Here is a 24518-nt window from a genome sequence, read left to right as displayed (position 1 = left end):
CCTCAGGGCATCGTGGTGACCCGAGCGCGCTTTCCGAGCTGGACCGCAGCGTAGAGCAGATAGAGCCCGGCGATCCCGACGAGCACGTAGATGATGCGGCTGAGCGCGCTGAGCCTGCCGAAGAGCCCGGCGACCACGTCGAACTCGAACAGCCCAACGAACCCCCAGTTGACGGCGCCGATCACGACGAGCGTGATCGCCGCCCACGTTAGCCCTGAGATCCCACGGTTGACCTGCTCCATGACCCCGGCAGAAGCATGCGCCGCGCCGCGCGATGCGTGCACCGCGCGCCCGCTGCGGCGCGACAGCGCGTCGCGCTGACGCCGCCGGCTCGCCTCGCCGTGCCGACGCCGCCGGCTCGCCGCGCCCGTCAGGCCGCGGCGCTCACGCCGACGTGACGTCGAGCAGGGAGGGCAGGATCGCGCCGGAGCCGCCGGTGAACACGACATCGCAGAGGCCGGAGATCGCGCTCGGCTCGACGTTGACCTCGGCGATGAGGGCGCCGTGGCGCTTGGCCATGGGGACGAAACCGGCGGCGGGAACCACAACGGCCGACGTACCGACGACGAGCAGGAGATCGCAGCCCTCGACGCCGGCGGCCGCCGCGGCGAGATCGCTCTCCTGGAGGGCCTCGCCGAACCAGACAACGTGCGGGCGAAGGACGCCGCCGCAGCCGCAGCGCGGCAGGTCCGCCGCCGTGAAGCGGCGGGCGGGGGCCTCCGGATCGGGGGAGCCGCTGCCCGCGAAGGCGGGCGTGATGGGCACGTCGCGGTTCTCGGTCACGCTCCCGCACGAGAGACAGCGCACCTGCCACAGCGAGCCGTGGAGGCGCACCGGGCTCCGGGAGCCCGCCTGCTCGTGCAGGCCGTCGATGTTCTGGGTGATCAGGGTGAAGACCCTGCCGGCCTCCCGCCACCGCGCCTCCAGCTGCGCCAGCGCGTGATGACCCGGGTTCGGCGCGCAGCCGAGGGCGCGCTCCCGGCGGTGATTGTAGAACTCCCAGACGAGGCCCGGATCGCGCTGCCACGCCTCGGGCGAGGCGAGGCTCGTCGCCTCGTAACGCCGCCACAGCCCCCCAGCGCCGCGGAACGTGGGGATACCCGACTCCGCCGAGACGCCTGCGCCGGTCAGGACGGCGATCTTCGTGGCGCGGCACAGGGTGGACTGGAAGCGCTCGCGGCTCGTTTCGCTCATCACGGACCCCTGAGGATAGATCGAGAGGGAGGCGGGCGGAGGACCCGACCCGAGCTCCCGTCGTTTTCGGGTGTAAGCCGGCCGAGACGACCGCGTTTCCCTGGCACTCGGACGCGCCGAGCCCCGCAACAGCGGGCCCCGGCCGCGAGAGCCCCTTCGTCGGCTCGCCGGACGACCGGCGACACGCGGCGTTCACGCAGCGAAAGCGGCGAAGGGTCCGTCTCGCCCCTGGAAAACGCGCTGTGGGGCAGCCGCGCGTGCGGCCCCCGCAAGGACCTGTGTGTGGCGATCGGCGATGGCCGACCCACGAAAACGTACAGCAGGGATCCGCCCTCGCGATCCCCTTCAAGGAGGACACCTCAATGCGCACCCGGCCCCTCGATCTCGTCGCCCCCGCCCTCGTCACCGCGCTGCTCATCGGCTGCGGTGGCTCCACGCCTGCCCCCACGGCGGCGACCGCATCGGCCACGCCGACCGAGGCCCCCGCCGGGCGAGCCACGCAGCCGGAGTTCGACGCGGCGCAAGACGAGGGCAGCGCGTCCGACGCAAAGCGCGAGGAAGCCGCGGCGAGCGCCCCTGACGCCGCGCCCGCCGCGGAGGCCGCGCCGCCGCCGGCCCTGCCCGTGGCGGCCGCCCCTGTGGCGCCCTCGCCGGGGCCCGCGCAGTCCCGGGCGACCAAGGCGGGCGCCGCGCCCGGCGCGGACGCGCGCGTCCGCGTGACGGGCGGCGCGCCCGCGCCCAAGAAGGCGCCCGCCCCGGCGGCGACCGCCGTGGCGCGCCCCGCGGCCCCGCCCCCGGCCGTCGCCGTCACCGCGCCCGAGCCCCAGGGCAGCGAGACGTACCGGGACTACGGCGTCAACCCGGTCGAGGACCCCGCGAAGGACCGGCTCTCGACGTTCGCGATCGACGTGGACACGGCCTCTTACGCCATCGCGCGCCGCAAGATCATGGATGGCGCGCTGCCCCCGTATCAGGCCGTCCGCGCCGAGGAGTTCCTCAATTACTTCGATTACGGCTACGCGTCGCCCGCGACAGGCCCGTTCGCCGTGCACCTCGCGGCCGCGCCCTCGCCGTTCACGTCGGGCCACCACCTCGTGCGCGTGGCGGTCCAGGGCAAGCGGGTGCCGCTCAAGGAGCGGACCCCGGTGCACCTCGTGTACCTCGTCGACACCAGCGGTTCGATGCAGTCGCCGGACAAGATCGAGCTCGCGAAGAAGAGCCTGAAGATGCTCACCGACACCCTCAAGCCGGGGGACACCGTCGCGCTCTGCACCTACGCGGGCAGCGTGCGAGAGGTGCTCGCGCCGACCGGCATCGAGAGCAAGGGGAAGATCCTCGCGGCCCTCGCCGACCTCACCGCGGGCGGCTCCACCGCCATGTCGAGCGGCATCGATCTCGCGTACAGCCTGGCCGAGCGGACGCTCGTGAAGGGGCACGTCAACCGCGTCATCGTGCTCTCCGACGGAGACGCGAACGTCGGCCCGACCTCCCACGACGAGATCCTGAAGACCATCAAGCGCGCGAGGGACAAGGGGATCACGCTGTCCACCGTGGGCTTCGGCCAGGGCAACTACAAGGATCTCATGATGGAGCAGCTCGCCAACCAGGGCGACGGGAACTACGCCTACATCGACAGCGAGGCGCAGGCGCGGCGGGTCTTCTCCGAGCAGGTCGGCGGGATGCTCCAGGTCATCGCCCGCGACGTGAAGATCCAGGTCGAGTTCGACCCGAGCTTCGTCAAGAGCTACCGGCTCATCGGCTACGAGAACCGCGACGTGGCCGACCGGGACTTCCGGAACGACAAGGTGGACGCCGGCGAGATCGGCGCAGGGCACAGCGTGACGGCCATCTACGACGTCGAGCTCAAGGCCACCGCGCCGAAGGGCGAGGGCGCGGCGCCGGTCGTCGTGCGCCTCCGCCACAAGGCGCCGCTCGGCTCGAACACGGCCGAGGAGACGCTGGTCAAGATGGCCCCGGGCGCCATCGCCCCCACCTTCGACGCGGCCCCGGCCGACTTCCGCTTCGCGTCCGCGGTGGCAGGGTTCGCCGAGGTCCTGCGCCACAGCCCGCACGCGCGCTCCTGGAGGCTCGCCGACATCGAGAAGATCGCGAGGGCCGCCGCGTCCAGCAAGGGCGATCAGCAGGAGTTCATCGGCATCATCCGCCGCGCCGGCGCGCTCGCCAACGGCAAGACCGACGCCGTGGCCGTGAACGCCGACTGACGCGCGCGCCGCCTCGTTCGTGGTATGCGGCGGTGATGGGATTGCTCGCGATCTGCGGCTCGATCACCGCCGATCTCATCGGCTACGGCCCGCGGCTGCCGCGCCCCGGCGAGTCGGTGCTGGGCCGCCGCTTCCTCGTCGCGCCGGGCGGCAAGGGCGCGAACCAGGCGGTCGCGGCGGCGCGCTCCGGGGCGCGCGTGCGGCTCGCGGGCGCGCGCGGCGACGACGCCCACGGCGAGCTCTGCGCGGCCGCGCTCGCCGCCGACGGGGTGGAGCTCTCCGCCGTGGCGGTCCACCGCGGCGCGACGACGGGCGTCGCCCTGATCTGCGTCGACGAGGCCGGAGAGAACCAGATCCTCGCGATCCCCGGCGCCAACGCGCTCGTGACGCCGCCCTCGCCGTGCGGGGCCTCGGTCTGGCTCTGCCAGGGCGAGATCCCGGCCGCGGCGATCGACGGCGTGCTCGCGGCGGCGCGGGCCGACGGCGCGCTGTCGATCTGCAATCCGTCGCCCGTCAACGCCATCGATCCCGGGCTCGTCGGCCGGTTCGACCTCGCCGTGGTCAACGAGCTCGAGCACGAGGCGCTGCGCGGTCACCTGCCGGAGCGCGTGGTGCTCACGCGCGGCGCGCGCGGCGCGGTGCTGCTGCCGTCGGGCGAGGAGTTCCCCGCCCTGCCGGCCCGCGCTGTCGACACGACGGGCGCCGGGGACGCCCTCACGGGCGTGCTCGCCGGCGGGCTCGCCTCCGGGATGGCGATCGAGGCCACACTCCGGTTCGCGATCGCGGCGGCGGGCATCTCGGTCGAGCGCGAGGGGTGTCAGACATCGTATCCGACGCGCGCCGAGGTGGAGCGCCGCCTCCAGCGCCCCACGGTTCCGTGACGGCCTCTCCTCCCGGCGTCACAGGGCACCTCGCCCATCATGCCCCTCGCGGCGAGCGCCGCGCCTCCGGGACATGACGCTGCACCTCGCCTGCAAGGGAGGCTATCCTGGCGGCATGACGAACTTTCGCGGGCCTGCGATAGCAGCGCTCGTCAGCCTCTCGGCCTGCAGCGTCCAGGAGCGCAACTTCGCGGGCGCGGGCGGGTCGGGCGGCGGTGATGGCGCCGGGACGACCGAACCTTCCAGCGCGAGCGCCGGCACGAGCGCGAGCGCCGGCATGAGCGCGAGCGCCGGCACGAGCACGACGACCGGCTGCACGCAGGTCGAGGATTGCTTCAACGGCGGCGACGACGACTGCGACGACGCCGTCGACTGCGCGGACTCGGACTGCGCGGAGGGCGCGGTCTGCCTGACGGCACCCACGAACTTCGAGCTCGGCGTCGTCGTGGACGCGGCCGAGCCGTGCCCTGAAGGGTTCACCGCGAAGGAGACGCTCCTCTTCCGCGGCCTCTCCGGCAGCGGCTGCGAGGGCTGCGGCTGCACGCCGAACCCCACCGACTGCGCGGCGGATCTCTACCTCTACGCCGACGAGTCGCAGTGCGAGGCCGACGAGGCCGGGACGCGCGGCACGCTCGCGAAGCGGGTCGGGTTCACGTGCGACTCGAAGCCGATCAACAACGGGTTCGTCGACTGGGGCGGCGTGCGCGCGGGCCTCTTCGACGTGATCCAGAGCTGCACCGCGACCGGCACGGCGATCCCCGCGCCGGCGACGTGGAAGGAGTCCAGGAAGCTCTGCCACGCGACCGCCGGCGCGGGCTGCCGCGCCGGCGAGGCCTGCGTCCCGAGGCAGGGCTCGCCGGCGACGCAATGCGCGCTCGTGTCCGGCAGCGCCACCTGCAGCGGCTATGCGCGGCGCGAGAGCGACTGGTTCCGGGGGTACAACGACACCCGGACGTGCTCGTCGTGCGCGTGCACCGCGAGCGGCGGCGACTGCAACTACGTGCGCGTCGAGCTCGGCAACGACTACAGCTGCTTCGATCACGCCCAGATCTCGCAGGGCGGGCGGTACTGCGGGTACGCCTACTCGCCCCCGGCTCACCTCGTCGGCACGCCGACAAACTCCACCTGCACCGCGCGCACGAACCTCAGCGGCTCGCTGGATCCCACGGGGCAGTCGACGCTCTGCTGCGTCGAGTAGCGGATGCTCGTGCCGCGCGCTCGCAGGCAGCTCCTCGCCGCGCTCTCGGCCGCCGCCGCGGCCGGCGCGCTCGCGGTGGCCGGCTGCGCCGAGCCCGCCGCGGTCCGCGCCGCGCCGGCCTCGCCGCGCAGCGCGGCGTCGACCGGCGCCGGCGCCGGCGGCGCGTCCTCGCCCGCGGGCCCCGCGGCGGCGGGCGCGGGCCCGGCGGCGCCGGCGGCGGGCTCCGAGCGCCGGGCCAGCCTCCAGTACCAGCTCAACGATCGCGCGTTCCCCTCGCCGCTCATCGACGCCGTCGTGGCGGGCCAGCCGGCCGTGATGATCGTCGACACCGGAGCCTCCCACCACGTCCTCGCCCGCTGGCTCGCCGACGAGCTCGCGCTGCCCCTCTCGACCGCAGGCGACGTCGCCGTCGACCACGCGGGCAGGCCCCTCGCTGTGTCCCGCCTCGAGAACGCGAGCCTCGCGCTCTCCGGGTGGGGCCGGGTCGAGGTCTCCGCGCTGCTCGTCGTCCCCATGCCCGATGTCCTGCAGCGCATCGGCATCGGCGGCGTCGTCGCGCCCCAGGAGCTGGCGGGGCCGGGCCGCGCCGTCGTGCTCGACCTGCGCGAGGGCCGGATGACCGAAGCTCCGCGCGACGAGGCCGCACGCGCGCTCCGGGCGCGGTTCGGCGAGACCGCCATCGTGGAGCTCGCCCGCTGCGGCGGCCCGAACCAGGGCAGCGAGCTCACCGCCAGGGCGAGCGTCGAGGGGATCGACGTCACGCTGAAGATCGACTCGGGGGCGTCGCAGAGCTCGCTCTTCGGCGTCTCCCCCGCGGGCAAGCGGCTGTCGCGCCGGGCGACCGGCGGCAGGAGCGCCTACGCCGCCTCAGGCAAGCACACCGTTCCCGTCCTTTCGGGCGCTCGCCTCCGGATGGCGGGGTTCGACGCCGCCGTGGAGTTCGATCTTCTGCCCGGCGAGCGGCGGGCGACCTGTCCGTCGGACGGATTTGCCGGCATGGATGTGCTCCGCACCTGTGTGCTGGTGCTCGCCGAGGACGGCGGCCTCGCGGCCTGCGCCCCGCGGTGACCCGGTGAAGGACCGCGCGACGCGCGTCCGGCGCGAGCGCGGCGCGTGATCGACGAGGCGCCGCGCGGCGACCGCGGCGCGGTCAACGAGGCGCGCCCCGGCGACCGCTGCGCGATCGGCGCCGAGCCAGCGGGCGGACCGCCATGCCTCAGCGGAGGCGCGATGCGTCGTGGTAGAAGGGGCGCACGCGTGGACGCCTCTGTCGCCGCGGCGGGGGAGAGATCCGTTCCTCCGCGAGCCCGGGGCGCCCGCGGCGCTCGGGAGGCATCATGACGACAGGTTTCGAGTTCTTGACCCAGGACGACGAGCGGCTGCTGCTGGAGAAGTCGAGCTGCGTCACCTACCGACCGGGCGAACAGATCCTCGAGGAGGGCTCGCGAAGGCAGGGCATCTTCATCGTGCGCAGCGGCCTTGTCGGGGTCGAGGTCGCCCACCTCGGGCGCGGCGTGGCGCTCCGCCAGCTCGGCCCCGGCGCCATCTTCGGCGAGATGTCGTTCCTCGAGAGCGCCGCCGCGAGCGCCTCCGTCGTCGCCCGCGAGGAGTGCACGCTCGACGTCATCGAGGGCCCGTATGTGCACTCGCTCCTCGCCTCCGTCCCCGGGCTCGCGGCGCGCTTCTACCAGTCGCTCGCGATCATGCTGGCCCAGCGCCTCCGCGAGAACACCGCGATGCTGCCGCCGCTCCTCGTCGAGGACGTACCGCAGGTCAACCGCTTTCACGCCGCGAGGACGGGCCAGGCCGGCACCAACAACATCCCTCCGAAGCTCATCGACACGGTCGAACAGTTCAAGTTCGAGATGATGATCGCCGACAGGATGGTGAAGGAGGCCAAGCAGCCCGAGGCGGAGATCCAGGAGAAGGTGAGCGCCGCGTGCCAGACGATCGTGTCCGCGCTGCGCGAGCACATCGAGCGCGAGCGCCACCTCGAGAAGGGCATCGGCGCCTATGTCTTCCGCGAGACGTTCTCGCTCTTCATGCTGAGCCGCACCGTCGACCGGTGCTACACGAAGCCGCGCGGCTACGCTGGCGACTTCTACACCATCGAGATGATGTACAACGACGAGCCCGCGGGCGACGGCCGCCTCGGCCGCTTCATCGACCAGTGGGGGCTCGCCATCGACGCCTGCCGCGCCGTCAAGAACCGGAGAGGCGTGCTGAGCCGCGCGCTCCGGGACGCCTGCAGCGCGCACGCGTCTGGCCCGGTCCACATCACCAGCCTCGCGAGCGGCCCCGCCCGGGAACTATTCGACCTCTTCGCGGAGGGGGGCGAGCTGCCCGACATCAAGGCGACGTGCATCGATATCGACAACCAGGCCCTCGCCTACGCGGCCGGCATCGCCGACCAGCTCGGCGTCATGGACCGCTTCAGCTTCGCGCAGGACAACGTGGTTCGGCTGGCCCACGGCCGCGGCAGGACGGTGCTCAAGCCCCAGCACATGATCTACAGCATCGGGCTCACGGATTATCTCCGCGACGATCTGGTCGTGGCCCTCCTCAATTGCATGCACGACAAGCTCTTGCCCGGGGGCGTCGCGGTCGTCGGCAATTTCGGGGTGAACAACCCGAGCAAGGCGTTCATGGATCACGTCCTCGAGTGGGAGCTGATCCACCGCAGCACCGAGGATCTCAGGACCCTGTTCGCCCGGTCGAAGTTCGGGAGCACCCCCGTCGAGGTGGTCGCGGAAGAGGCGCAGGTGAACCTGTTCGCCTTCTGCACCAAGTGGTGACTACCGGAGCCAGCGCACCTCGTATTCACACGTGGGGTGTCCCTCGAAACGGCACTTCGTGTGGAGGCTCTGGCCCCCTCGCGCGCCCGAGAGCCGGAGCGCGTTCTCCTGCCACGCCGGCACCGCGTCTCTGCAGGTCTGGCGCCCCGGGTCGGACTGCGGGTCGACCCCCAGGTAAAGTATCAGCCGGAAGAACCGCTCTCCCTCGGCGAGGGGCGCGAGCCGGCCGCCGTTGAAGTACATGCCCCACATCACGCCGGCCTGCCGCATGACGAGCGCGGGCGTGCCGAGCTTGAGCAGCACCTTGTGCGCGAGCGTCAGGTCCTGCTCGGCCACGTAGGCCGCGAGATCGCGGATGACGCCGGACCGGTTGGGCCACCGCGAGATCTCGTCCGCGATCGCGTTCCAGACCGAGATGGGATACCAGCTGTGCGCCGCGAGATCGGGCGCCGTGAACACCGCCCGCGCGGCGGCGGGCAGCTTGGCGTCGAGGGCGGACATGGCCTGGCTCCCCCACCGCGTCTGCAGGTAGGTCCTCGTGTGCATGAGCGCCGACCCCCGGATCTTCATCGCCAAAGCCGCCCGTCCAGGATAGATGCACCCGGGCGGTGGGGGCCAGCGTGGCGCGCTGCGGGCCGCCTCGCACGCGCACGCACATGCCGACGATCGCGCGCAAGCGCGCCGCGAGCCCGCCTCCCGCGGCGCACGAGCGCGCTCACTGCAGGCGCTCGGCGGTCGGAGCCGGGGGCGGGGCGCCGCCGGAGCCCTTCGCCCGTCGCGCCTGCGCGGACGCGTCGAGCACGGCGCGCACCGCCTTCGCGAGCTGCGTCGGCGTGTACGGCTTGGCGAGGAAGTGGGCGACCCCGTCGAGCAGATCGGTCTGGAGGAGGGCGTCCTCCGTGTAGCCCGAGGCGTAGAGCACGGGCAGCGGGGCGCGCGCGCGGGCGAGCATCGCCGCGAGCGCGGGGCCGCGCGCGTCCGGCAGGACCACGTCGCTCACGAGCAGGTGGATCGGGCCTGGATAGGCGGCCGCGAGCGCGATCGCCTCCTTGCCGCTCCGCGCCGCGAGGACCGAGTAACCGAAGGAGCGCAGCGCGGCGACGCAGAGCTCGCGCACCTGCGCCTCGTCCTCCACGACGAGCACGGTCTCCACGCCCCCGACGGCGGCCGGGGTCGCCCTCACAGGCTGCTCGCAGGGCACGCCACGCACGCGCGGGAAGCAGATCGTGAAGCGCGTGCCCTGGCCGGGGGCGCTGGCGAACCCGATGTGGCCGCCGTGCTGCTTCACGATGCCGTGGCACGTCGCGAGCCCGAGGCCCGATCCCTTGCCCGGCTCCTTGGTCGTGAAGAACGGCTCGAACACGTACTGCTGGACGGCGTCGTCGATGCCCTGCCCGGTGTCCGTGACCGTGAGCTCCACGTAGTCGCCGGGCTCGATCTCTGGCCCCCACCCTCCGTCGCCCGCGCCGAGCGCCCTGTTCGCGGTCTCGATCACCAGGCGGCCCCCGCCGGGCATCGCGTCGCGCGCGTTCACGGCCAGGTTCATGAGCAGCTGCTCGAACTGCCCCCGATCGATGTGGATGGGCCAGATCTGGCTCCCCGGCAGCACGACGAGCTCCACGTCCTCGCCCACGAGCGGGCGGAGGAGCGGCTCGACCCCCAAGATCAGCGCGTTCGGGTCGACCACGGTCGGCTGGATCAGCTGCTTGCGCGCGAAGGCGAGCAGCTGCCGCGTGAGCGCCGCGGCCCGCTCCGCGGCGGTGCCGATCTGCGTGAGGTGCTCGGCGACGGGCGACGCCGCCGGCACCTTGCGCACCGCGAGCTCCCTGTGCCCGAAGATCGCGGTGAGCATGTTGTTGAAGTCGTGCGCGACCCCGCCGGCGAGGCGCCCGATCGCCTCGAGCTTCTGGCTGTGCAGGAGCTGCTCCTCGAGGCGCCGGCGCTCGGTGATGTCGAGGCTCGTGCCGACCAGCCCGGTGATCGTCCCGGCGTCGTCCGTGACCAGCTGCGCCGCCATCTGCACGTGGCGCAGCTCCCCGCTGGACGGGCGCACGACGCGGCACTCGACGGGGCTCGCGATGCCGAGCGGCGACGCGGTCTCCGCGCCGCCGAAGACCCGGTGGCGATCCTCGGGGTGGATGAGGCCCGCGAGGAGCTCGAACGTCGGGCGCACCGAGGGATCGACGCCGAGGATGTGGTAGAGCTCCTCGGACCAGCGGATCGTCCGCGACGCGATGTCGTAGGACCAGCTGCCCACGTGGGCGATGCGCTGCGCCTCCTTCAGCATGCGCTCGCTGCGGCGGAGCTCCTGCTCGGCGCGGCGGCGCTCGGTGAGATCGACGACCGCGCCGAAGTAGCGCGACGGCGGCCCCGCGCCCTCGACGAGGGGCAGGCTGCTCAGCAGGCACTCCCGCACCGTTCCATCCCGGTGGCGCACGCGGAACGCGATCGCGCCCGCCCCCTCGCCTGTCTCGTTCGCCAGCACCAGGAGGGCTTGCAGCCGCTCCCGGTCGTCGGGGTGGACGGCCTCGAGGAAGGTCTCCGTCGAGGGCGTGTCCGTCTCGGGATCGCGGCCCAGGATCCGGAAGAGCTGCCGCGACCAGGTGGTGCTGCTCTGGCCGAGCTCCCAGAGCCAGTTGCCCATCTGCGCCGCCTGCTCGCCCTCGTCGAGCTGCCGCCGCGCCGCCTCGACGAGGGCGGATCCCCTCGCGCTGCCCGGGTCTCTGGCCGGCGCGTCCGGGCCTCGCGCGGCGGCGCTCCGACCTGGCGCACGGGCGTGGGCCAGCTCCCGCTCCAGCTCGGCGACGCGCGCGCGGAGCGCGTCCAGCTCACGGCTCCCAGCGGTGTTCATGGCCGTCCCGTTCCTCGCTGGGGCAGAGCGGTGCTCATGGCCGCGCATTGTATGCCGCAGGCGGCCCGCCGGGGACCGTTTGTCACGCTAGCTCCGCCGGCGCAGGAGCAGCGTTCGCGTGATCTCCACGACCTTTTCCTTCACCCTGCCCTCGGCCTTGCCGAGCTCGGGCGTGAACAGGTCGGCGCCCTGCTCGATCAGCGCGCGGGGCGGCGTGTTCTTCACGCCGACGATCCGGAAGGTGACGCTCCCGGCGCCGCTCTTGGCCTCTTCCCTGGCGATCACCTTCGACGCGGCGAACAGCGTGTCGCCCGCGAGCACGCCGCTCGGGTGCGCCCCCTCGTCGAGGCCGAGGTCCCAGACGCCGCACCCGGCCGTGTCGCGGCTGGAGAGCGCGAGCACCCAGGACAGCACGAGCCCCCCGTGGACGACGCGCGTCTTCGCGAAGGAGCTCGACCTGGAGTACTGCTCGTCCACGTGCAGCGGGTGGGAGTTGCGCAGGAGGGTCGCGAGCTGCATGTGCTCGCTGTCCCCGATGGTCCTGCCGACCTCGTGGGTGATCACGTCGCCGACCTCGAAGTCGTCCCACGCGCAGGCGAAGCCGCCCTGGCGCGCCGGCGGCGGCAGCGGGCCGTCGAGCTCCTCCGGGAGGCGCCCCGGCTGCGCGTCCGGCTGCGCGACCGCGTGCGGCGCGTCCGCGGGGCGCTCCGCGACGCGGCCAGGGGGCACGAGCGCCTTGCGCTCGAACGAGCAGACGAGCAGCCCGTCCTGGTTCACCACCTGGGTCCTGACGTGCACGACGCCCTTGTCCCCCGTCGAGACCGGCTTCTTGCCGATGACCAGCGAGCTCGCGCGCAGCGTGTCCCCCGGATAGCAGGCCGCCGGGAACCGGACGTCGGTGTAGGCGAGGTGCGCGATCGCCTGCTCGCTCACGTCGTGCACGCTGAAGGAGATCCCGAGGTTGAGGAGCAAGAGCGGGCTCACCGGCCTGTCCCTGAGCCCCACCGACCGGGCCGCGACGCGGCTGGCGTAGGTCGGGATCGCGTCCTGGAACGAGGCCGCGAAGAGCGCGAGCATCCCCTCGTCCACGGTGACGTCCCAGGGGTGGGCATACACCGCGCCGACCGTGAAATCGTCGAGCTTGCGGCCGTAGCGAGGAGAGCGGACGCGGACCATCGGTCCGCGCGATCATGGCACAGGCGCGCTCGGCTGACGACGACGGCGCGCGCGCCTCAGGGCAGCGGCCCTTCGAGCAGGGCGCGCGCGATGCCCTGCGCGAGCACCTCGTGCGGGCCCAGCTGGAAGAAGAGGCTGCGGGCGTCGAGCAGGAGCCTCGCCGCGGTCGAGCTCTCCGCGTAGCCGCTCGCCCCGTGGAGCTGCATGCAGGCGTCGGCCGCGTCCCAGGCCACGCGGCTGGAGAAGAGCTTCGCCATCGCCGACGTGAGCTCGCACGGCTGCCCCGTGTCCGCCACGTGCGCCGCGGCGCGCGTGAGCTGCCGCGCGGCGGCGACGCGCGCGATGAGCCCTCCGAGCCGGTGCGCCACGCGCGGGAAGGAGATGAGCTGCGACCCGAACTGCACGCGCGTCTTCGCCCGCTCGAGCGCGAGCTCCAGCGCGGCCTGCGCCACGCCCACGCCGCACGCGGCCGCGTAGGTGCGGCCGATCACGAGCGCCCGCTGGATCTGGGCGATCCCCTCGCCCTCGCGCTCGCCGAGCAGGGCCTCGCGGCCGATCTGGAGCCCCTCGATCCGGAGCTCGTAGTGCCCCATGCCGCGCTGCCCGAGCGCCCGCAGCTCGGTCCCGGCCATCCCGGCGTCCGGGAAGTCGGCGCCCGGCGCGCCGCGCCGCTTCGCGATGACGAAGAGGCTCGGCCCGAGCGGCAGCTGCCCCTGTCCTCCCGGCGTCGTGGTCCTCGCGAGGGTGAGCACCAGGTCGGCGCGGGACGCGCCGGTGACCCACGCCTTCTTTCCGATGAGGAGGTAGCTGCCGTCGGCCTGGCGCTCGGCGCGCGTGACGACGCGCGCGAGGTCCGACCCGTACGCCGGCTCCGCGAACGCGAGGGCGCAGCGCGCCTCGCCGTTCGCGATGCGCGACAGCCAGGTCCGGCGCTGGAGGTCCGTGCCGGATCGGGCGAGCAGGTCCGACGCGATGGAGGCCGTCATGGTGAGCACGCCGAAGCCGAGCGAGCCGCGCGCGAGCTCCTCGATGGCGGTCGCCATGGCGGCCACGCCGAGCCCGTCGCCCCCGTGCTCGGGCGCTGTGGCGAGCCGGAACACCCCGAACTGCCCCATGCGGCGGACGATCGACTCGGGGATGAGCCCGTTGCGGCGGTGGATCTCGGGGGCGAGCGGCTCGACGAGGCGCTCGACGAAGTCGCGCATGTTGTGCCGGATCCAGCCGACGCGCTCGTCCTCCGCGCCGGCGCTGGCGGGGATGCCCTGCTCGGCGGCCGCGCGCGCGATCGAGGCGACGGCGACGCCGGAGCCCGCGTCGCGCGCCCACGCCGCGACCGCCGGGTGGCCGATCGCCTTGGCGACCTCGTCGTCGCGGAGCTCGAGCTCGCCGAGCGGCGCGATCTCTCCGCCGCCCAGATCGACGCCGCCGCGCAGCGACAGGAGCAGCGCCCCCGCGTGCGCCTCGGCGACCGCCCTGGCCTCCCCGCCCGCCTCGCAGGCCCAGCTCGCGAGCGAGCGGCAGGCCTCGATCTCGGCGTAGAGGTGGGCGAGCGCGTGGGCGGCGACCTGGTGTCGATCGAGCAGCATCCGCGACACGTGCAGCGGCACGGCGGCGCCCGCCCGGACGAAGCTCGCGCTCCTCGGCGCGCCCCGGAGCGCGCTCCCGACGTCCACCACCCGGTCGCGGAGGCGCCCGCGCGCGACGCGCGCCAGCTGCTCGGCGGAGGTGATCGCCTCGCGCATGCCCCCGGGACTGTCGGCCTCGAGCTTTCGAGAAACGATCGTGGCGTGTTGCTCCCGAATCGCCCTCATCCCCCAATCCCCCCGCTCGCGGACTATGACCCACGCCACGCTTCACCGGACGCAGGACACAGCGCCTTTACACCGCGCCACAGCCACGCTCCCCGCGGCAGACGCGGAAAGGCCCGCCGAGGATGCCACCCCAAACCGCGTTCGTCGAGCCTGGGCGCAGCCTCACTATCGCGAGGCGACAGCGCATTAAGGCCCTCCCTGAACCTGCTCAACGTCGGCTTCACGTCGGTCCACGTCGACTTCACGTCGGTCCACGTCGGCTTCACGCGTTCCGTCCCGCGACGCGCAAACAACCCAGCCCCACTCCCGATCATCAGTCTCAGACGTCCCGAGTCCCCCCGACGGCCGCCCCTCTCGGACGTACGTCAGACCGCCCGAGCCGTTACATGGAGCTCACGGTCGGAAGCGCCGCCGAAGGCCCCCTGCAGACCCGGAGGAGCCTGTCCCCCAGCTCGACGGCCCACGACCGCACGGCGTCCGCCCGCGGGCACTGCGGCACCGCCTCGACCGCGTCCTGGATGAGCCGCTGCAGCAGCCGGGTCGTGCCGGAGAGCCCGAGCTCCAGCGCCGTGTTGGGGCGCCCGAGCGCCCCGTCGCGCCCCGCCGGCTTGCCCATGTCCTCCGGCTTCCCGACCAGGTCGAGCACGTCGTCCGCGACCTGGTACGCCTCGCCGATGCGTTGCCCGAGATCGCCCCAGGCGGCCCCGTCCTGGCCTGCGGAGAGCGCGCCGAGGGTCGCCGCCGCCTCGAAGAGCGCGCCTGTCTTCGCGCGCCGGTAGGCCGAGAGCGGGACCTTCGCCTCCGACTCCCACGCCTGCCCGGCGATGATCCCCTGCGGCATCCCGACGCCGCCCCCGAGCACCTCGAAGAACCGGACCGCCCTGCGCGCGTCCGTCACGCCGCTCGCCATCGCGTGGAAGGCGCCGCGCGCGAGCGCCTCGAAGGCGAGCACGATGAGCTGATCGCCGGCGAGCACCGCGATCGGCTCGCCGAAGGCCCGGTGGACAGACGGCCGGCCGCGCCGGATCGGCGCGTCGTCGAAGCAGGGGAGGTCGTCGTGGACCAGCGACGCGCAGTGGATGAGCTCCACCGCCGCCGCCGCGGCGTCGGCGGCCTCCGGCGCGGGATCGCCGTACGCCGAAGCGACGGCCAGGCAGAGCCGCGGACGGATGCGGGCGCCTCCGGGGAAGACGGCGTGCTGCGTCGCGGCCAGGAGCCCGGGCGGCGACGCGGGCGAGGAGAGCGGCTCGATGGCGGCGAGGAGGACGCGCTCGATCCGGCGATCGAAATCCATGGGGGGCGAGTCTTGGCGAGCCTCAGGGGCTTGTCAATAGTTTGAACATTAGTTAAACAAAGTATAGACAAACCACCTCCGACGCGTACACTCCGACCATGGCGGACAGGAGAGATCGCGTCCTGGTGATCGGCGGGGGTATCGGCGGTCTGACCTCGGCCGCGCTCCTTGCTTCGAGCGGGCTCGACGTGGTGCTACTCGAGCGGGCGCCGCGCGTCGGCGGAAAGATACGCCAGGCGGTCCTCGGGGACCGCCGCGTCGACGTCGGCCCGACGGTGCTCACGATGCGGTGGGTCTTCGACGAGATCTTCGCGTCGCTCGGGCTCCGCTTCGAGGACCACGTGTCGCTCCGCCGGGCCGAGACGCTCGCGCGCCACGCCTGGCCGGACGGCTCGACGCTCGACCTCTTCGCGGACGTCGAGCGCGCCGCGGATGCGATCGGCGCGCTCGCGGGGGCGCGGGAGGCGGACGGGTACCGCCGGTTCAGCCGGTACGCGCGCGAGATCTTCGACGTGGTGGAGGCGCCGTTCATGCGCGCGGAGCGGCCCACGCTCAAGACGATCCTGAGCACGGCGGGCAACCTGGGCCTCGGCGGGATGATGAAGATCGACGGGCACCGCACCCTCCACCGCGCGCTCGGCGACTTCTTCACGGACGCGCGCCTCCTGCAGCTGTTCGGGCGCTATGCGACCTACTGCGGCTCGTCGCCGTACCTCGCGCCTGCGACGCTGAGCGTCATCGCGCACGTGGAGCGCGAGGGCCTCTGGCTCCCCGAGGGCGGCATGGGCCGCGTCGCCGAGGCGCTCGCTGCAGCGGCGACCCGCGCCGGGGCGACGCTGCGCTGCGGCGCGCACGTCGCCGCCATCGAGGAGGGCCGCGGCCGCGCGACGGGCGTCGTGCTCGAGGGCGGCGAGCGCATCGAGGCCGACGCCATCGTGCTGAACGCCGACCCCGCGGCGCTGCGGGCCGGCCTGTTCGGCGAGCGCGCCGCCCGCAAGGCGCCGGGGAGCGAGCCGCGCTCGCTCTCGGCCGTCACCTGGGCGCTCGTGGCCGAGGTGAGCGGCTTCCCCCTCCTCCGGCACAACGTCTTCTTCTCCGGCGACTACGAGGCCGAGTTCCGCGCGCTGTTCGACCGCGCCGAGCTCCCGCGCGACGCCACGGTCTACGTCTGCGCCGAGGACCGCGGCGACGCGCCGGCGCACGAGCCCGGCGGGGTCGGGGCGAGCGCAGGCGCCGACGGAGGCGGAGAGCGGCTGTTCTTCATCCTCAATGCCCCTGCGACCGGTGATAAACACACCCCCTCATCGACGGAGATCCACGAATGGGAGCAGCGCGTGTTCCAGCAACTGCAGCGGTTCGGCCTCTCGCTGAAGAGCACGGGCGTCTCCCCGGTGGCGACGACGCCGGCGGACTTCGAGCGGATGTTCCCGGCGACGGGAGGCGCGCTGTACGGGCCGGTGTCCCACGGGTGGAACTCGACCTTCGCGCGCCCGGCCTCGCGCTCGAAGCTCCCGGGCCTGTACTTCGCCGGCGGGAGCGCGCACCCGGGGGCGGGCGTGCCGATGGCGGCGCTGAGCGGCCAGCTCGCGGCGCGGAGCGTGATGGAGGACCTCGCTTCGACCTCGAGATCCCGAGCGGCGGCTACGCCTGGTGGTACCTGGACGCGGTGAGCGACGACGGGCAGAGCGCGATCACGATCATCGCGATGCTCGGGAGCGTCTTCTCGCCGTACTACGCCAGGGCGCGATCGCGCGGCGCCGCGGACCCGCTCATGCACTGCGCGATGAACGTCGCGCTGTACGGCGCGCGCGCCGATCGCTGGGCGCTGACCGAGCGGCCGCGGAGCGCGATCTCCAGGTCGCCGCGGTCGCTCGCCATCGGACCGAGCCAGATGGAGTGGTCCGGGGGTGAGCTCCGCGTCTCCTTCGACGAGATCACGGCGCCTCTGCCGTCCCGGCTCTCGGGGACGGTGCGCCTCCGCCCGTCCGCGCCCGGGCCCGCGGCGGACGGCGCGCACGACGGCGTCGCCCTGGACGGGCGGGGGCTCCACCGCTGGACGCCCATCGCGCCGATCGCGCGGGCCGAGGTCGAGCTCGCGCACCCCTCGCTGCGCTTCTCGGGCAGCGCCTACCTCGACACGAACGCCGGCGACGAGCCGCTCGGCCACGCCTTCGAGCGCTGGACCTGGTCGCGCGCGCTCGGATCGGACGGGATCGCCCTTACCTACGACGTCCGGCGCCGCGACGGCACGCGCATGCTCCTCTCGCCCGCGTTCGACGCGGCGGGCGGCGCGCGCGAGCTCCCGCCGCTCGCCCCGCGGCCGCTCGGCGACACGCGCTGGGGCCTGGCGCGGGAGATCGCCGCCGACCCGGGGTCCGCGCCGCGGCTCCTCCGCACCCTCGAGGACACGCCGTTCTACGCGCGCTCCATCGCGGCCGCGACGTTCGGCGGCAAGCCGGCGACGGTCGTCCACGAGGCCCTCTCGCTCGACCGCTTCGCCAGCCCCTGGGTGCAGCTCCTCCTGCCGTTCCGCATGAGGAGGGCGCGATGACGCTCGCGATCTGGATCGGCACGGCGCTCGCCGCCTTCGCGACCATGGAGGTGTGGGCCGCGCTCCTCCACGGCAAGGTCTGGCACCACGCGCTCTGGCGCATCCACCGCACCCACCACACGAAGCGGCGCGGCGCCTTCGAGCAGAACGACGCGCTCGCGTTCCTCCACGCCCCGATCGCCGCCGGGCTCATCATGTACGGCAGCTGGGGCGCGCCGGGGCCGCTGCGCGAGGCCGCCTTCGGCTTCGGCCTCGGCATGACCGCCTTCGGCCTCGCCTACGTCCTGGTCCACGACGGGCTCGTCCACGGGCGGCTCCCTGTCTCGGGCCTCGCGCGCATCCCGTACCTCGCGCGCGTCCGCGACGCGCACCGCGTCCACCACGGCACCGGCGGCCCCCCGTACGGCCTGTTCCTCGGGCCCCTCGTCCTCGCGCGGCGCGCCGTCGCGGGAGGCCGCGCCCAGCGCTCCGCGCAGCGGGCGCGGTAGACCTTCACCGGGCGCGGTAGACCTTCACCGGGCGCGGTAGAGCTCCCGCGCGAGCCCCGCTCCCCAGCGGCCGATGGCCCGGAGCGGCAGCGCGCTCACGACCTCGCGGTACACCTCGGGCCGCCGCGCCGCCGTCTCCCGCAAGAACCTCACGAAATCGGCCGGCTGCATCTCGTCGCGCAGCAGCGCCGCGTACGCGTCGTTGCCCATCGCGTGGAGCACGGCGAAGGCCGTGTCGAGGAGCGCGTTCATCTCCCCTGCCCTCGCCCCGCCGGGGGGCTTCGCCATGAGAGCCGCGAGCGCGCCGGTGCCCGAGTGCACAGGCGCGTCGCGCGCCGTGGCCGACGTGTGACGCGCGCCCGGCTCCCGGACGGCCCGCGCCAGATCGGCGGCCGTCGCCGCGAGCTCGCGCACGTTCGCGCCGAAGCCGCAGAACGTCAGCGGCGAGTGCCGCGCCGCCGCGTCCCCCACGAGCCGCACCCGGCGCCCCGGCGCGCGCGGCGCGGCCGACAGCCGCGACCAGCCGGGGATGAAGCCGAACGTCGGGCGGACGAGGCGCGCGTCGCCCTCCTTGTAGCGCGACAGGAGCCGGAAGAACCGCGCGTAGAGCGACAGGAGCGCGCCGGGGCCGACGTCCCCGGAGCGCGCGTAATAGAAGAGGTAGACCGTCGTCTCGCCCGGCCGCCCCGGGAACGCCTCCCAGAGGTGCTGCCTGCCCTCCTCGACGTCCTCCGTCGTGGCGAGGATCTCGCCGACGTCCGGCCGGATCCGCCGCGCCCCGTCGCCCTCCGAGAGCCCCGTGAGCACGCCGCCGACGGTCGGACAGAGGAGGTCCGCTGTCGCGTAGGGGCTCGCCGCGCCGCGCGCGTCGACGAGGAGCCGCGCGGACAGCGCGCACGGCGCGGCGCCCGGCTGCGCCTCGGCCACGGCGAGCGCGACCGCGTCCGGCCCCTCCGCGTGCCCGAGGAGCGCGTGCCCGTCGAGCAGCGTCACCCCCAGCGCCTCGGCCCGGGCCCGCGCCGCGGCGAGCAGCCCCCCCGCGTCGATGGCGTGGTCGAGCACGCCGCGCACCGGGTACGTCCCGCCGCCGTGCCAGCGGCAGAGCCCCTCGACGTAGCGGGCGATGACGAGCCGCTCGATCTCGCCCCCCGTGAAGATCCCCGACGCCGACAGCGCGGCCACCTCGGCCGTCCCGGCGTTCCACTCCCGGTGCGCAGCGCCGATCCGCGCCCGGTCGAGCACCGCGACGCGCAGCCCGGCCGACGCGAGCAGCGGCGCGAGCAGGAGCGACAGCCCGCCGCCCGCGACGACCACGTCGTAATCGGCGGTCGCGCCCCGATCCGGCGGCCGCGGCGAGGGTCCCGGCCGAGGCGCCGGGGCGGCCCGCACCGCGTCGAGGTGCTCGAGGCGCGCGAGCAGCGCCTCGCCGCCCGCCTCACGCACGCGCCCCCGCGCCGCGTCGAGCTCCCGCTCGGCTGAGCCCGGCGCGCCGCCGGCGCTCATCGCGCTCCCACCAGGGCGCTCATCGCGCCGCCTCCAGAGCGCGTGTCGCGCCGCTCGCGCCGCCGCTCATCGCGCCGCCTCCAGCAGGAAGCGGACCTCGTCGAGCGGCGGCGCCGCGCCGTGCTCCCGGGCCTCCGCGGGCGCGACGGACCTGCGGAGCAGCGCCCGCAGCACGAGCCACGCCTTGCGGCCCGGCGACACCACCGCGCGCGTCGACACCGAGTCGAAGCCGCGGCGCGCGATGACCCGCCCGATGTCGGCGTAGATGAGCCGCGCCGCCTGGATCGCGGGGCGGCAGTCGCGCGGCAGCATCGGGATGCCGGCGCCCGCGCGGAGGTAGAGCACCTCCGCCTCGGCGAGCAGCCGCGCCACGAGCCGCCCCAGCCGGTCGTCGAACACCGGCCGCGCGAGCCACCCGTCCGGCGCGATCCCCGCCTCCCGCATCCAGGCGAGCGGCAGGTAGATCCGCCCGCGCCGCGCGTCCTCGCCGACGTCGCGCGCGATGTTCGTGAGCTGCATGGCGACGCCCAGGTCGCACGCCCGCGCGAGCGCGTCGGGCCCCCGCGCCCCCATGAGCGTCGACATCGTCGCGCCCACGGTGCCCGCGACGCGCGCCGCGTAGGCGTTCAGGTCCGACAGCGTCTCGTAGCGGCGCCCCTCCGCGTCCCACGCGAACCCCTCGAGCAGCGCCTCGATGAACGCGCGCGGCAGCCCGTGCTCCGCCATCACGTGGGCGAGCGCGCGATCGACCGGGCTGTCGTCCGGCCTGCCCGCCGCGGCGCGCGCGAGCCGCTCCCGCAGCGCCGCGACGGCGGCCGCGGCCGCGGACGGCGGCGCGTGCTCCCCGAGCTCGTCGACCGCGTCGTCGGCGACCCTGCAGAACGCGTAGAACGCCGCCGCCGGCTCCCTCACGCGCGCGGGCAGGAGGAGCGCCGCCGCGGCGAAGCTCTTCGACCCCTTGCGCAGGAGGTCCCTGCACGCGGCGAAGTCCGCCGCCGACGCCTCAGGCGAGCTTCGATGCATCCGGGACCACCTGATCCAGCACGCGGGCCGACGAGAGCACCCCGGGCAGACCGGCGCCCGGGTGCGTGCCTGCCCCGACGAGGTAGAGGCGCTCGACGTCCTCGCTCGCGTTGTGGGGCCGGAAGAAGGCGCTCTGCGTGAGCACCGGCTCCGGCCCGAACGCCGCGCCCCGGAACGACAGCAGCCGGTCCTGGAAGTCCTGCGGCGTGAGGAGCCGCGAGCTCGCGAGCGCGCCCTCGAGCCCCGGCAGGACCGTCGCCTCGAGCAGCGCCGAGATCGAGCGCCGGTACCGCTCCTGGGCCGTGGGCCAGTGGGTGCCGCTGAGCAGGTTCGGCACCGGGGACAGCACGTAGAACGCGTCGCAGCCGGGCGGGGCGAGCGCCGGATCGGTCGCGGTCGGGCGGTGCAGGTACAGGCTGAAGTCGTCGGCGAGCACGTGCTTCTCGAAGATGTCCTCGAGCAGCGGCCTGTACCGCGGGCCGAGGAGGATCGTGTGGTGAGCGACGTCCGGGTACTGCCGGCGCGTGCCGAAGTACCACACGAAGAGGCTCATCGAGTAGCGCTGCCGCTCGATGCGCCGGTCGGTCCAGCGCTTCCGCGCCTCGGGGGGCACGAGGTGCCGGTAGGTCCACGCCGAGTCCGCGTTCGAGACGACGACGTCGGCGGCGAGCCGCTCGCCCGACGCGAGCTCCACGCCCCGGGCGCGGCCGCCCTCCACGGAGATGCGCCGCACCTCGGCGCCGCATCGCACGGAGCCGCCGAGGCCCTCGATGAGCGACACGAGCCCCTTCACCAGCGCGCCCGTGCCGCCGATCGGGAAGTGGACGCCCCAGTTGCGCTCGAGGAACGCGATCAGGCTGTAGATCGAGGTCGTCGAGAACGGGTTCCCGCCGACGAGCAGCGGGTGGAAGCTCAGCACCTGGCGCAGGCGGTCGTCCTTCACGTGCTTCGCGACGAGGCCGTACACCGTGCGGTAGCTCTCGAGCCGCATCATGTCCGGCACGATGCGCGCCATGTCGATCCACGACCCGAACGGCACGTGCGCGAGCTCCTCGAACCCGACGCGGAAGATCTCCTCGCTCCGCCGGACGAAGCGCTCGTACCCCTCGACGTCCCCGGGTGACAGGCGCGCGACCTCGGCGCGCATCGCGGCGGCGTCGCCCGTGTAATCGAACGTCGCGCCGTCGTGGAACCGGATCCGGTAGAACGGCGTCACGGGCCGCATGTCGATGTCGTCGGCCATGTTCCGGCCGCAGAGCTGCCAGAGCTCTTCCAGGAGGAACGGCGCCGTGATGACGGTCGGCCCCGCGTCGAAGGTGAACCCGTCCTGGCGGTGGACGTACGCGCGCCCGCCCGGCGCGTCGAGCTTCTCGACCACCGTGACGTCGTAGCCCCGCACCCCGAGCCGCACGGCCGCCGCGAGGCCCCCGAAGCCGCTGCCGATCACGACGGCGCGCGGCGCGCGCGCTCCACGGAGGACGCCGCCCGCTCGCGCCGCTCGCGGGGGAGCGGCCACCTCGTCGCACGGCGAGGCGTCAGGCCTGGCCGGATGCGCCGGATCCTGCGCCGAAGCGCTGGTGTTTTGCATGACGCTCAGTATAATGTTTGTCCTAGCCTTTGACAAAGGCGAATGACGAAGGCGAAAGACGTCGGCAGGAGCGGGTCTTTCTGGGCCTCGCTGCCCGCCGTTCCGATGCATCCCGGTGCGCCGGACCGGCGCGGACGGCCTCGGCTCGGCGGGTCCTAGCAAGGTGTATCCAGTTGAGCCGCTACAGAATCCATGTCGTCTCGGAGATGTGTGGCGTGTCCTCGGCGACGCTGCGCGCGTGGGAGCGCCGCTATGGCGTGCCGTCGCCCGCCCGCACGGCGTCGGCGTATCGCCTGTACAGCGACGACGATGTGGCGGTGATCAAGAAGATGCGCGACCACGTGAACGGCGGGATCGCCGCGGCCGAGGCGGCGCGCATGGTGCTCGAGGCCGCGGGGCCGCGCGCGCCGGTGGGCACGAGCGGCGGCGACGCGTTCGCCGGGGCGAGCGAGCGCATCGTCGACGCCGCGGTCCGGTTCGATCCGGACGGCCTCGAGGCCGAGGTGAACCGGGCCCTCTCGCTCGGCCCGTCGGTGACGATCTTCGAGCGCGCGCTCGGCCCGGCGCTCGAGCGCATCGGCGATCTCTGGCTCTCGGGGAAGATCACGGTCGCGCAGGAGCACCTCGCCTCGCAGATCCTCGGCGCGACGCTGCTGCACCTCTTGCGGCTCGCGCAGCCTGGCGAGAGCGGGCGGCGCGTGCTGCTCGCGGCCTTCGCCGACGAGGATCACGTGCTCGGGCTGTTCGGCATCGGCCTGCGCTTCTGCTCGTGGGGCTTCCGCTCCGTCGTGCTCGGCGCGAGGACGCCGCCCGCCGCGATCGCGCGGGCGGTCGAGGCGCTCGCGCCGGACCTCGTCGCGCTGACGGTCGCGATCCCGCCGCTCCCGCCGTCGGCGCGCGAGCTCATCGACGCCTACGCGGACGCGTGCCGTGGCGTGCCGTGGATCGTGGGCGGCGCGGGCGCCGGGGCGCTCCGGCCCTTCATCGAGGCGCGCGGCGGCCTCGTGGCGGCCGCGGAGGCGGCGGAGATCCGCGCGCAGATCGAGTCCGCGCTGCACGCGCGGCGGCGCCGCAGGGACGGGCGCTGAGCGCGCGCCCTGCCGGCCGGGGCGTCCGCTGCGGTCAGCCCTCGACTTCCTTGCGGAGCAGCTCGAGGACCCTGCTCTGCGACTCCGGCTTGAGGGCGCCTTCGGCCGCGAAGAGCACGTGGCCGTTCTTGCCGACCACGACGACGTTGCTGACGCCGCGGCGGAGCTTGTAGGCCGTGCGGAAGGAGCCGTCCCAGTCGCAATAGACGGTCCCGCCGACCTTCCTCGACTCCTCCCGGATGGCGTCCTTCACGAAGCCTTTCGCCGGCCAGAAGTCGTAGGAGCTGACGTCGGCGATCGCGGTGACGGCGATGCCTCGCCGGTAGCGGTCGCCTTTCGTGAGCTTCGCCAGCGCGTCCTTGAGCGCCTGGTTCTGGGTCTTCGAGTCCTTGTCCTCGTAGACGATGAGGATCGGCTTGCCTTGAAGCGCCTTGAGCCGGAGCTCGCGGCCGTCCGCGTCCTCGACGCGCGCGTTCGGCGCCCGGTCCCCCTCCGACGGCAGCGCCAGCGCGGCGCCCGAGATGAGCGCCAGAGACAGCGCCGCCGCAGAGGAGACGGAGCGGAGGCGGGCGGCAAGGACGCCGCGGCGGCGGAAGGCGGGAGGGCAGGGCTGCATGTCCTGGGTTTCTAGCGCTTTCCCGGATGCGCTCCCAGGGTGTTCGAGGCGGCAGGCTCCACCGGGCGCCGGCGTGGCTGGCTCCGCCGGCGGCCTGCGCTGGCGTGGCTCGGCCTCCGGGGCGCTTGCCGGCGGGAGGTGCATGGAGCCGCTCCGGGGAGCCGGAGAGGTCGCGCTCGCCTGCCTTTCCCTGCCTTTCCCTTCGGTCTGACGAGTCCGGTCGCCACTGCTGCTCCCGC

Annotated in this window: 20 protein-coding genes; 9 read left to right on the top strand and 11 right to left on the bottom strand. The window is 74.0% G+C overall.

Features of this window, described 5'->3' with window-relative positions; all coding sequences use genetic code 11:
• Positions 1-2 precede the first annotated feature (2 nt).
• On the bottom strand, positions 3-242 hold the full coding sequence (locus WMF45_RS03345) for a DUF378 domain-containing protein (RefSeq protein WP_437715518.1): 240 nt from the start codon (positions 240-242) through the stop codon (positions 3-5).
• Positions 243-384: 142 nt separating this feature from the next.
• On the bottom strand, positions 385-1194 hold the full coding sequence (locus WMF45_RS03340; protein WP_437715517.1) for an SIR2 family NAD-dependent protein deacylase: 810 nt from the start codon (positions 1192-1194) through the stop codon (positions 385-387).
• Between the two features lie 362 nt (positions 1195-1556).
• Between WMF45_RS03340 and WMF45_RS03335 the strand changes: the two genes are divergently transcribed.
• The 5 genes from WMF45_RS03335 (at position 1557) to WMF45_RS03315 (ending at position 8290) form a co-directional block, all read left to right on the top strand.
• The gene (locus WMF45_RS03335) at positions 1557-3416 is read left to right on the top strand and encodes a vWA domain-containing protein (RefSeq protein WP_437715516.1); all 1860 of its coding nucleotides are present in this window, start codon (positions 1557-1559) and stop codon (positions 3414-3416) included.
• A 35-nt stretch (positions 3417-3451) separates the two neighbouring features.
• The gene (locus WMF45_RS03330) at positions 3452-4297 is read left to right on the top strand and encodes a ribokinase (RefSeq protein ID WP_437715515.1); all 846 of its coding nucleotides are present in this window, start codon (positions 3452-3454) and stop codon (positions 4295-4297) included.
• A 115-nt stretch (positions 4298-4412) separates the two neighbouring features.
• Positions 4413-5495, top strand: a complete 1083-nt coding sequence (locus WMF45_RS03325; RefSeq protein ID WP_437715514.1) for a hypothetical protein — start codon at positions 4413-4415, stop codon at positions 5493-5495.
• A 3-nt stretch (positions 5496-5498) separates the two neighbouring features.
• Positions 5499-6563 carry a retropepsin-like aspartic protease gene (locus WMF45_RS03320; protein ID WP_437715513.1) on the top strand — a complete coding sequence of 355 codons (1065 nt, stop codon included), beginning with the start codon at positions 5499-5501 and terminating at the stop codon, positions 6561-6563.
• A gap of 269 nt (positions 6564-6832) precedes the next feature.
• Positions 6833-8290 (top strand): cyclic nucleotide-binding domain-containing protein, encoded by a 1458-nt coding sequence (locus tag WMF45_RS03315; protein WP_437715512.1) that lies wholly within the window; start codon positions 6833-6835, stop codon positions 8288-8290.
• On the opposite strand, the gene WMF45_RS03310 is transcribed toward WMF45_RS03315, so the two are convergent.
• From WMF45_RS03310 to WMF45_RS03290, 5 genes are all read right to left on the bottom strand, one after another.
• Positions 8291-8860 (bottom strand): hypothetical protein, encoded by a 570-nt coding sequence (locus WMF45_RS03310; RefSeq protein ID WP_437715511.1) that lies wholly within the window; start codon positions 8858-8860, stop codon positions 8291-8293.
• 145 nt (positions 8861-9005) lie between these two features.
• Positions 9006-11141 carry an ATP-binding protein gene (locus WMF45_RS03305; protein ID WP_437715510.1) on the bottom strand — a complete coding sequence of 712 codons (2136 nt, stop codon included), beginning with the start codon at positions 11139-11141 and terminating at the stop codon, positions 9006-9008.
• Between the two features lie 87 nt (positions 11142-11228).
• Complete coding sequence (locus tag WMF45_RS03300) at positions 11229-12317, bottom strand: MaoC family dehydratase (protein WP_437715509.1); 1089 nt, start codon at positions 12315-12317, stop codon at positions 11229-11231.
• Between the two features lie 56 nt (positions 12318-12373).
• Positions 12374-14128 (bottom strand): acyl-CoA dehydrogenase family protein, encoded by a 1755-nt coding sequence (locus tag WMF45_RS03295; RefSeq protein ID WP_437715508.1) that lies wholly within the window; start codon positions 14126-14128, stop codon positions 12374-12376.
• Between the two features lie 382 nt (positions 14129-14510).
• The gene (locus tag WMF45_RS03290) at positions 14511-15422 is read right to left on the bottom strand and encodes a polyprenyl synthetase family protein (protein WP_437715507.1); all 912 of its coding nucleotides are present in this window, start codon (positions 15420-15422) and stop codon (positions 14511-14513) included.
• 98 nt (positions 15423-15520) lie between these two features.
• On the opposite strand from WMF45_RS03290, the gene crtD reads away from it, so the two are divergent.
• The 3 genes from crtD to WMF45_RS03275 are packed head-to-tail and all read left to right on the top strand — an operon-like array spanning position 15521 to position 18461.
• Complete coding sequence (crtD, locus tag WMF45_RS03285) at positions 15521-17092, top strand: 1-hydroxycarotenoid 3,4-desaturase CrtD (protein ID WP_437715506.1); 1572 nt, start codon at positions 15521-15523, stop codon at positions 17090-17092.
• Positions 17089-17973 (top strand): carotenoid 1,2-hydratase, encoded by an 885-nt coding sequence (locus WMF45_RS03280; RefSeq protein ID WP_437715505.1) that lies wholly within the window; start codon positions 17089-17091, stop codon positions 17971-17973. The genes crtD and WMF45_RS03280 overlap by 4 nt, the downstream gene beginning before the upstream one ends.
• Entirely contained in the window at positions 17970-18461 is a 492-nt protein-coding gene (locus tag WMF45_RS03275; RefSeq protein ID WP_437715504.1) for a beta-carotene hydroxylase, read from the top strand. Before WMF45_RS03280 ends, WMF45_RS03275 begins: the two co-directional genes overlap by 4 nt.
• A gap of 24 nt (positions 18462-18485) precedes the next feature.
• Here WMF45_RS03275 and WMF45_RS03270 read toward each other — a convergent pair whose 3' ends face one another.
• The 3 genes from WMF45_RS03270 to crtI form a co-directional block, all read right to left on the bottom strand.
• Positions 18486-19964 (bottom strand): lycopene cyclase, encoded by a 1479-nt coding sequence (locus WMF45_RS03270; protein WP_437715503.1) that lies wholly within the window; start codon positions 19962-19964, stop codon positions 18486-18488.
• A 66-nt stretch (positions 19965-20030) separates the two neighbouring features.
• Entirely contained in the window at positions 20031-20987 is a 957-nt protein-coding gene (locus WMF45_RS03265; RefSeq protein WP_437297667.1) for a phytoene/squalene synthase family protein, read from the bottom strand.
• Positions 20968-22575: a phytoene desaturase family protein gene (gene crtI / locus WMF45_RS03260; RefSeq protein ID WP_437715502.1), complete on the bottom strand. Its 1608-nt coding sequence runs from the start codon at positions 22573-22575 to the stop codon at positions 20968-20970. Before crtI ends, WMF45_RS03265 begins: the two co-directional genes overlap by 20 nt.
• 173 nt (positions 22576-22748) lie before the next feature.
• Between crtI and WMF45_RS03255 the strand changes: the two genes are divergently transcribed.
• Entirely contained in the window at positions 22749-23663 is a 915-nt protein-coding gene (locus WMF45_RS03255) for a MerR family transcriptional regulator (protein ID WP_437715501.1), read from the top strand.
• A gap of 34 nt (positions 23664-23697) precedes the next feature.
• Here WMF45_RS03255 and WMF45_RS03250 read toward each other — a convergent pair whose 3' ends face one another.
• Positions 23698-24279 carry a YtfJ family protein gene (locus WMF45_RS03250; protein ID WP_437715500.1) on the bottom strand — a complete coding sequence of 194 codons (582 nt, stop codon included), beginning with the start codon at positions 24277-24279 and terminating at the stop codon, positions 23698-23700.
• Positions 24280-24518 lie beyond the last annotated feature (239 nt).

The organism is Sorangium sp. So ce448 (assembly GCF_051520915.1).
Classification (GTDB): domain Bacteria; phylum Myxococcota_A; class Polyangia; order Polyangiales; family Polyangiaceae; genus Sorangium; species Sorangium cellulosum_B.
This window is presented reverse-complemented; position numbering and strand designations above follow the sequence as displayed.

Coding starts and splice junctions, on each gene's coding strand:
- WMF45_RS03345 (WP_437715518.1), bottom strand. CDS start 242: ATGGAGCAGGTCAACCGTGGGATCTCAGGGCTAACGTGGGCGGCGATC.
- WMF45_RS03250 (WP_437715500.1), bottom strand. CDS start 24,279: ATGCAGCCCTGCCCTCCCGCCTTCCGCCGCCGCGGCGTCCTTGCCGCC.
- WMF45_RS03295 (WP_437715508.1), bottom strand. CDS start 14,128: ATGAGGGCGATTCGGGAGCAACACGCCACGATCGTTTCTCGAAAGCTC.
- WMF45_RS03300 (WP_437715509.1), bottom strand. CDS start 12,317: ATGGTCCGCGTCCGCTCTCCTCGCTACGGCCGCAAGCTCGACGATTTC.
- crtD (WP_437715506.1), top strand. CDS start 15,521: ATGGCGGACAGGAGAGATCGCGTCCTGGTGATCGGCGGGGGTATCGGC.
- WMF45_RS03310 (WP_437715511.1), bottom strand. CDS start 8,860: ATGAAGATCCGGGGGTCGGCGCTCATGCACACGAGGACCTACCTGCAG.
- WMF45_RS03315 (WP_437715512.1), top strand. CDS start 6,833: ATGACGACAGGTTTCGAGTTCTTGACCCAGGACGACGAGCGGCTGCTG.
- WMF45_RS03290 (WP_437715507.1), bottom strand. CDS start 15,422: ATGGATTTCGATCGCCGGATCGAGCGCGTCCTCCTCGCCGCCATCGAG.
- WMF45_RS03275 (WP_437715504.1), top strand. CDS start 17,970: ATGACGCTCGCGATCTGGATCGGCACGGCGCTCGCCGCCTTCGCGACC.
- WMF45_RS03330 (WP_437715515.1), top strand. CDS start 3,452: ATGGGATTGCTCGCGATCTGCGGCTCGATCACCGCCGATCTCATCGGC.
- WMF45_RS03305 (WP_437715510.1), bottom strand. CDS start 11,141: ATGAACACCGCTGGGAGCCGTGAGCTGGACGCGCTCCGCGCGCGCGTC.
- WMF45_RS03265 (WP_437297667.1), bottom strand. CDS start 20,987: ATGCATCGAAGCTCGCCTGAGGCGTCGGCGGCGGACTTCGCCGCGTGC.
- WMF45_RS03270 (WP_437715503.1), bottom strand. CDS start 19,964: ATGAGCGCCGGCGGCGCGCCGGGCTCAGCCGAGCGGGAGCTCGACGCG.
- WMF45_RS03320 (WP_437715513.1), top strand. CDS start 5,499: ATGCTCGTGCCGCGCGCTCGCAGGCAGCTCCTCGCCGCGCTCTCGGCC.
- WMF45_RS03340 (WP_437715517.1), bottom strand. CDS start 1,194: ATGAGCGAAACGAGCCGCGAGCGCTTCCAGTCCACCCTGTGCCGCGCC.
- WMF45_RS03325 (WP_437715514.1), top strand. CDS start 4,413: ATGACGAACTTTCGCGGGCCTGCGATAGCAGCGCTCGTCAGCCTCTCG.
- WMF45_RS03335 (WP_437715516.1), top strand. CDS start 1,557: ATGCGCACCCGGCCCCTCGATCTCGTCGCCCCCGCCCTCGTCACCGCG.
- crtI (WP_437715502.1), bottom strand. CDS start 22,575: ATGCAAAACACCAGCGCTTCGGCGCAGGATCCGGCGCATCCGGCCAGG.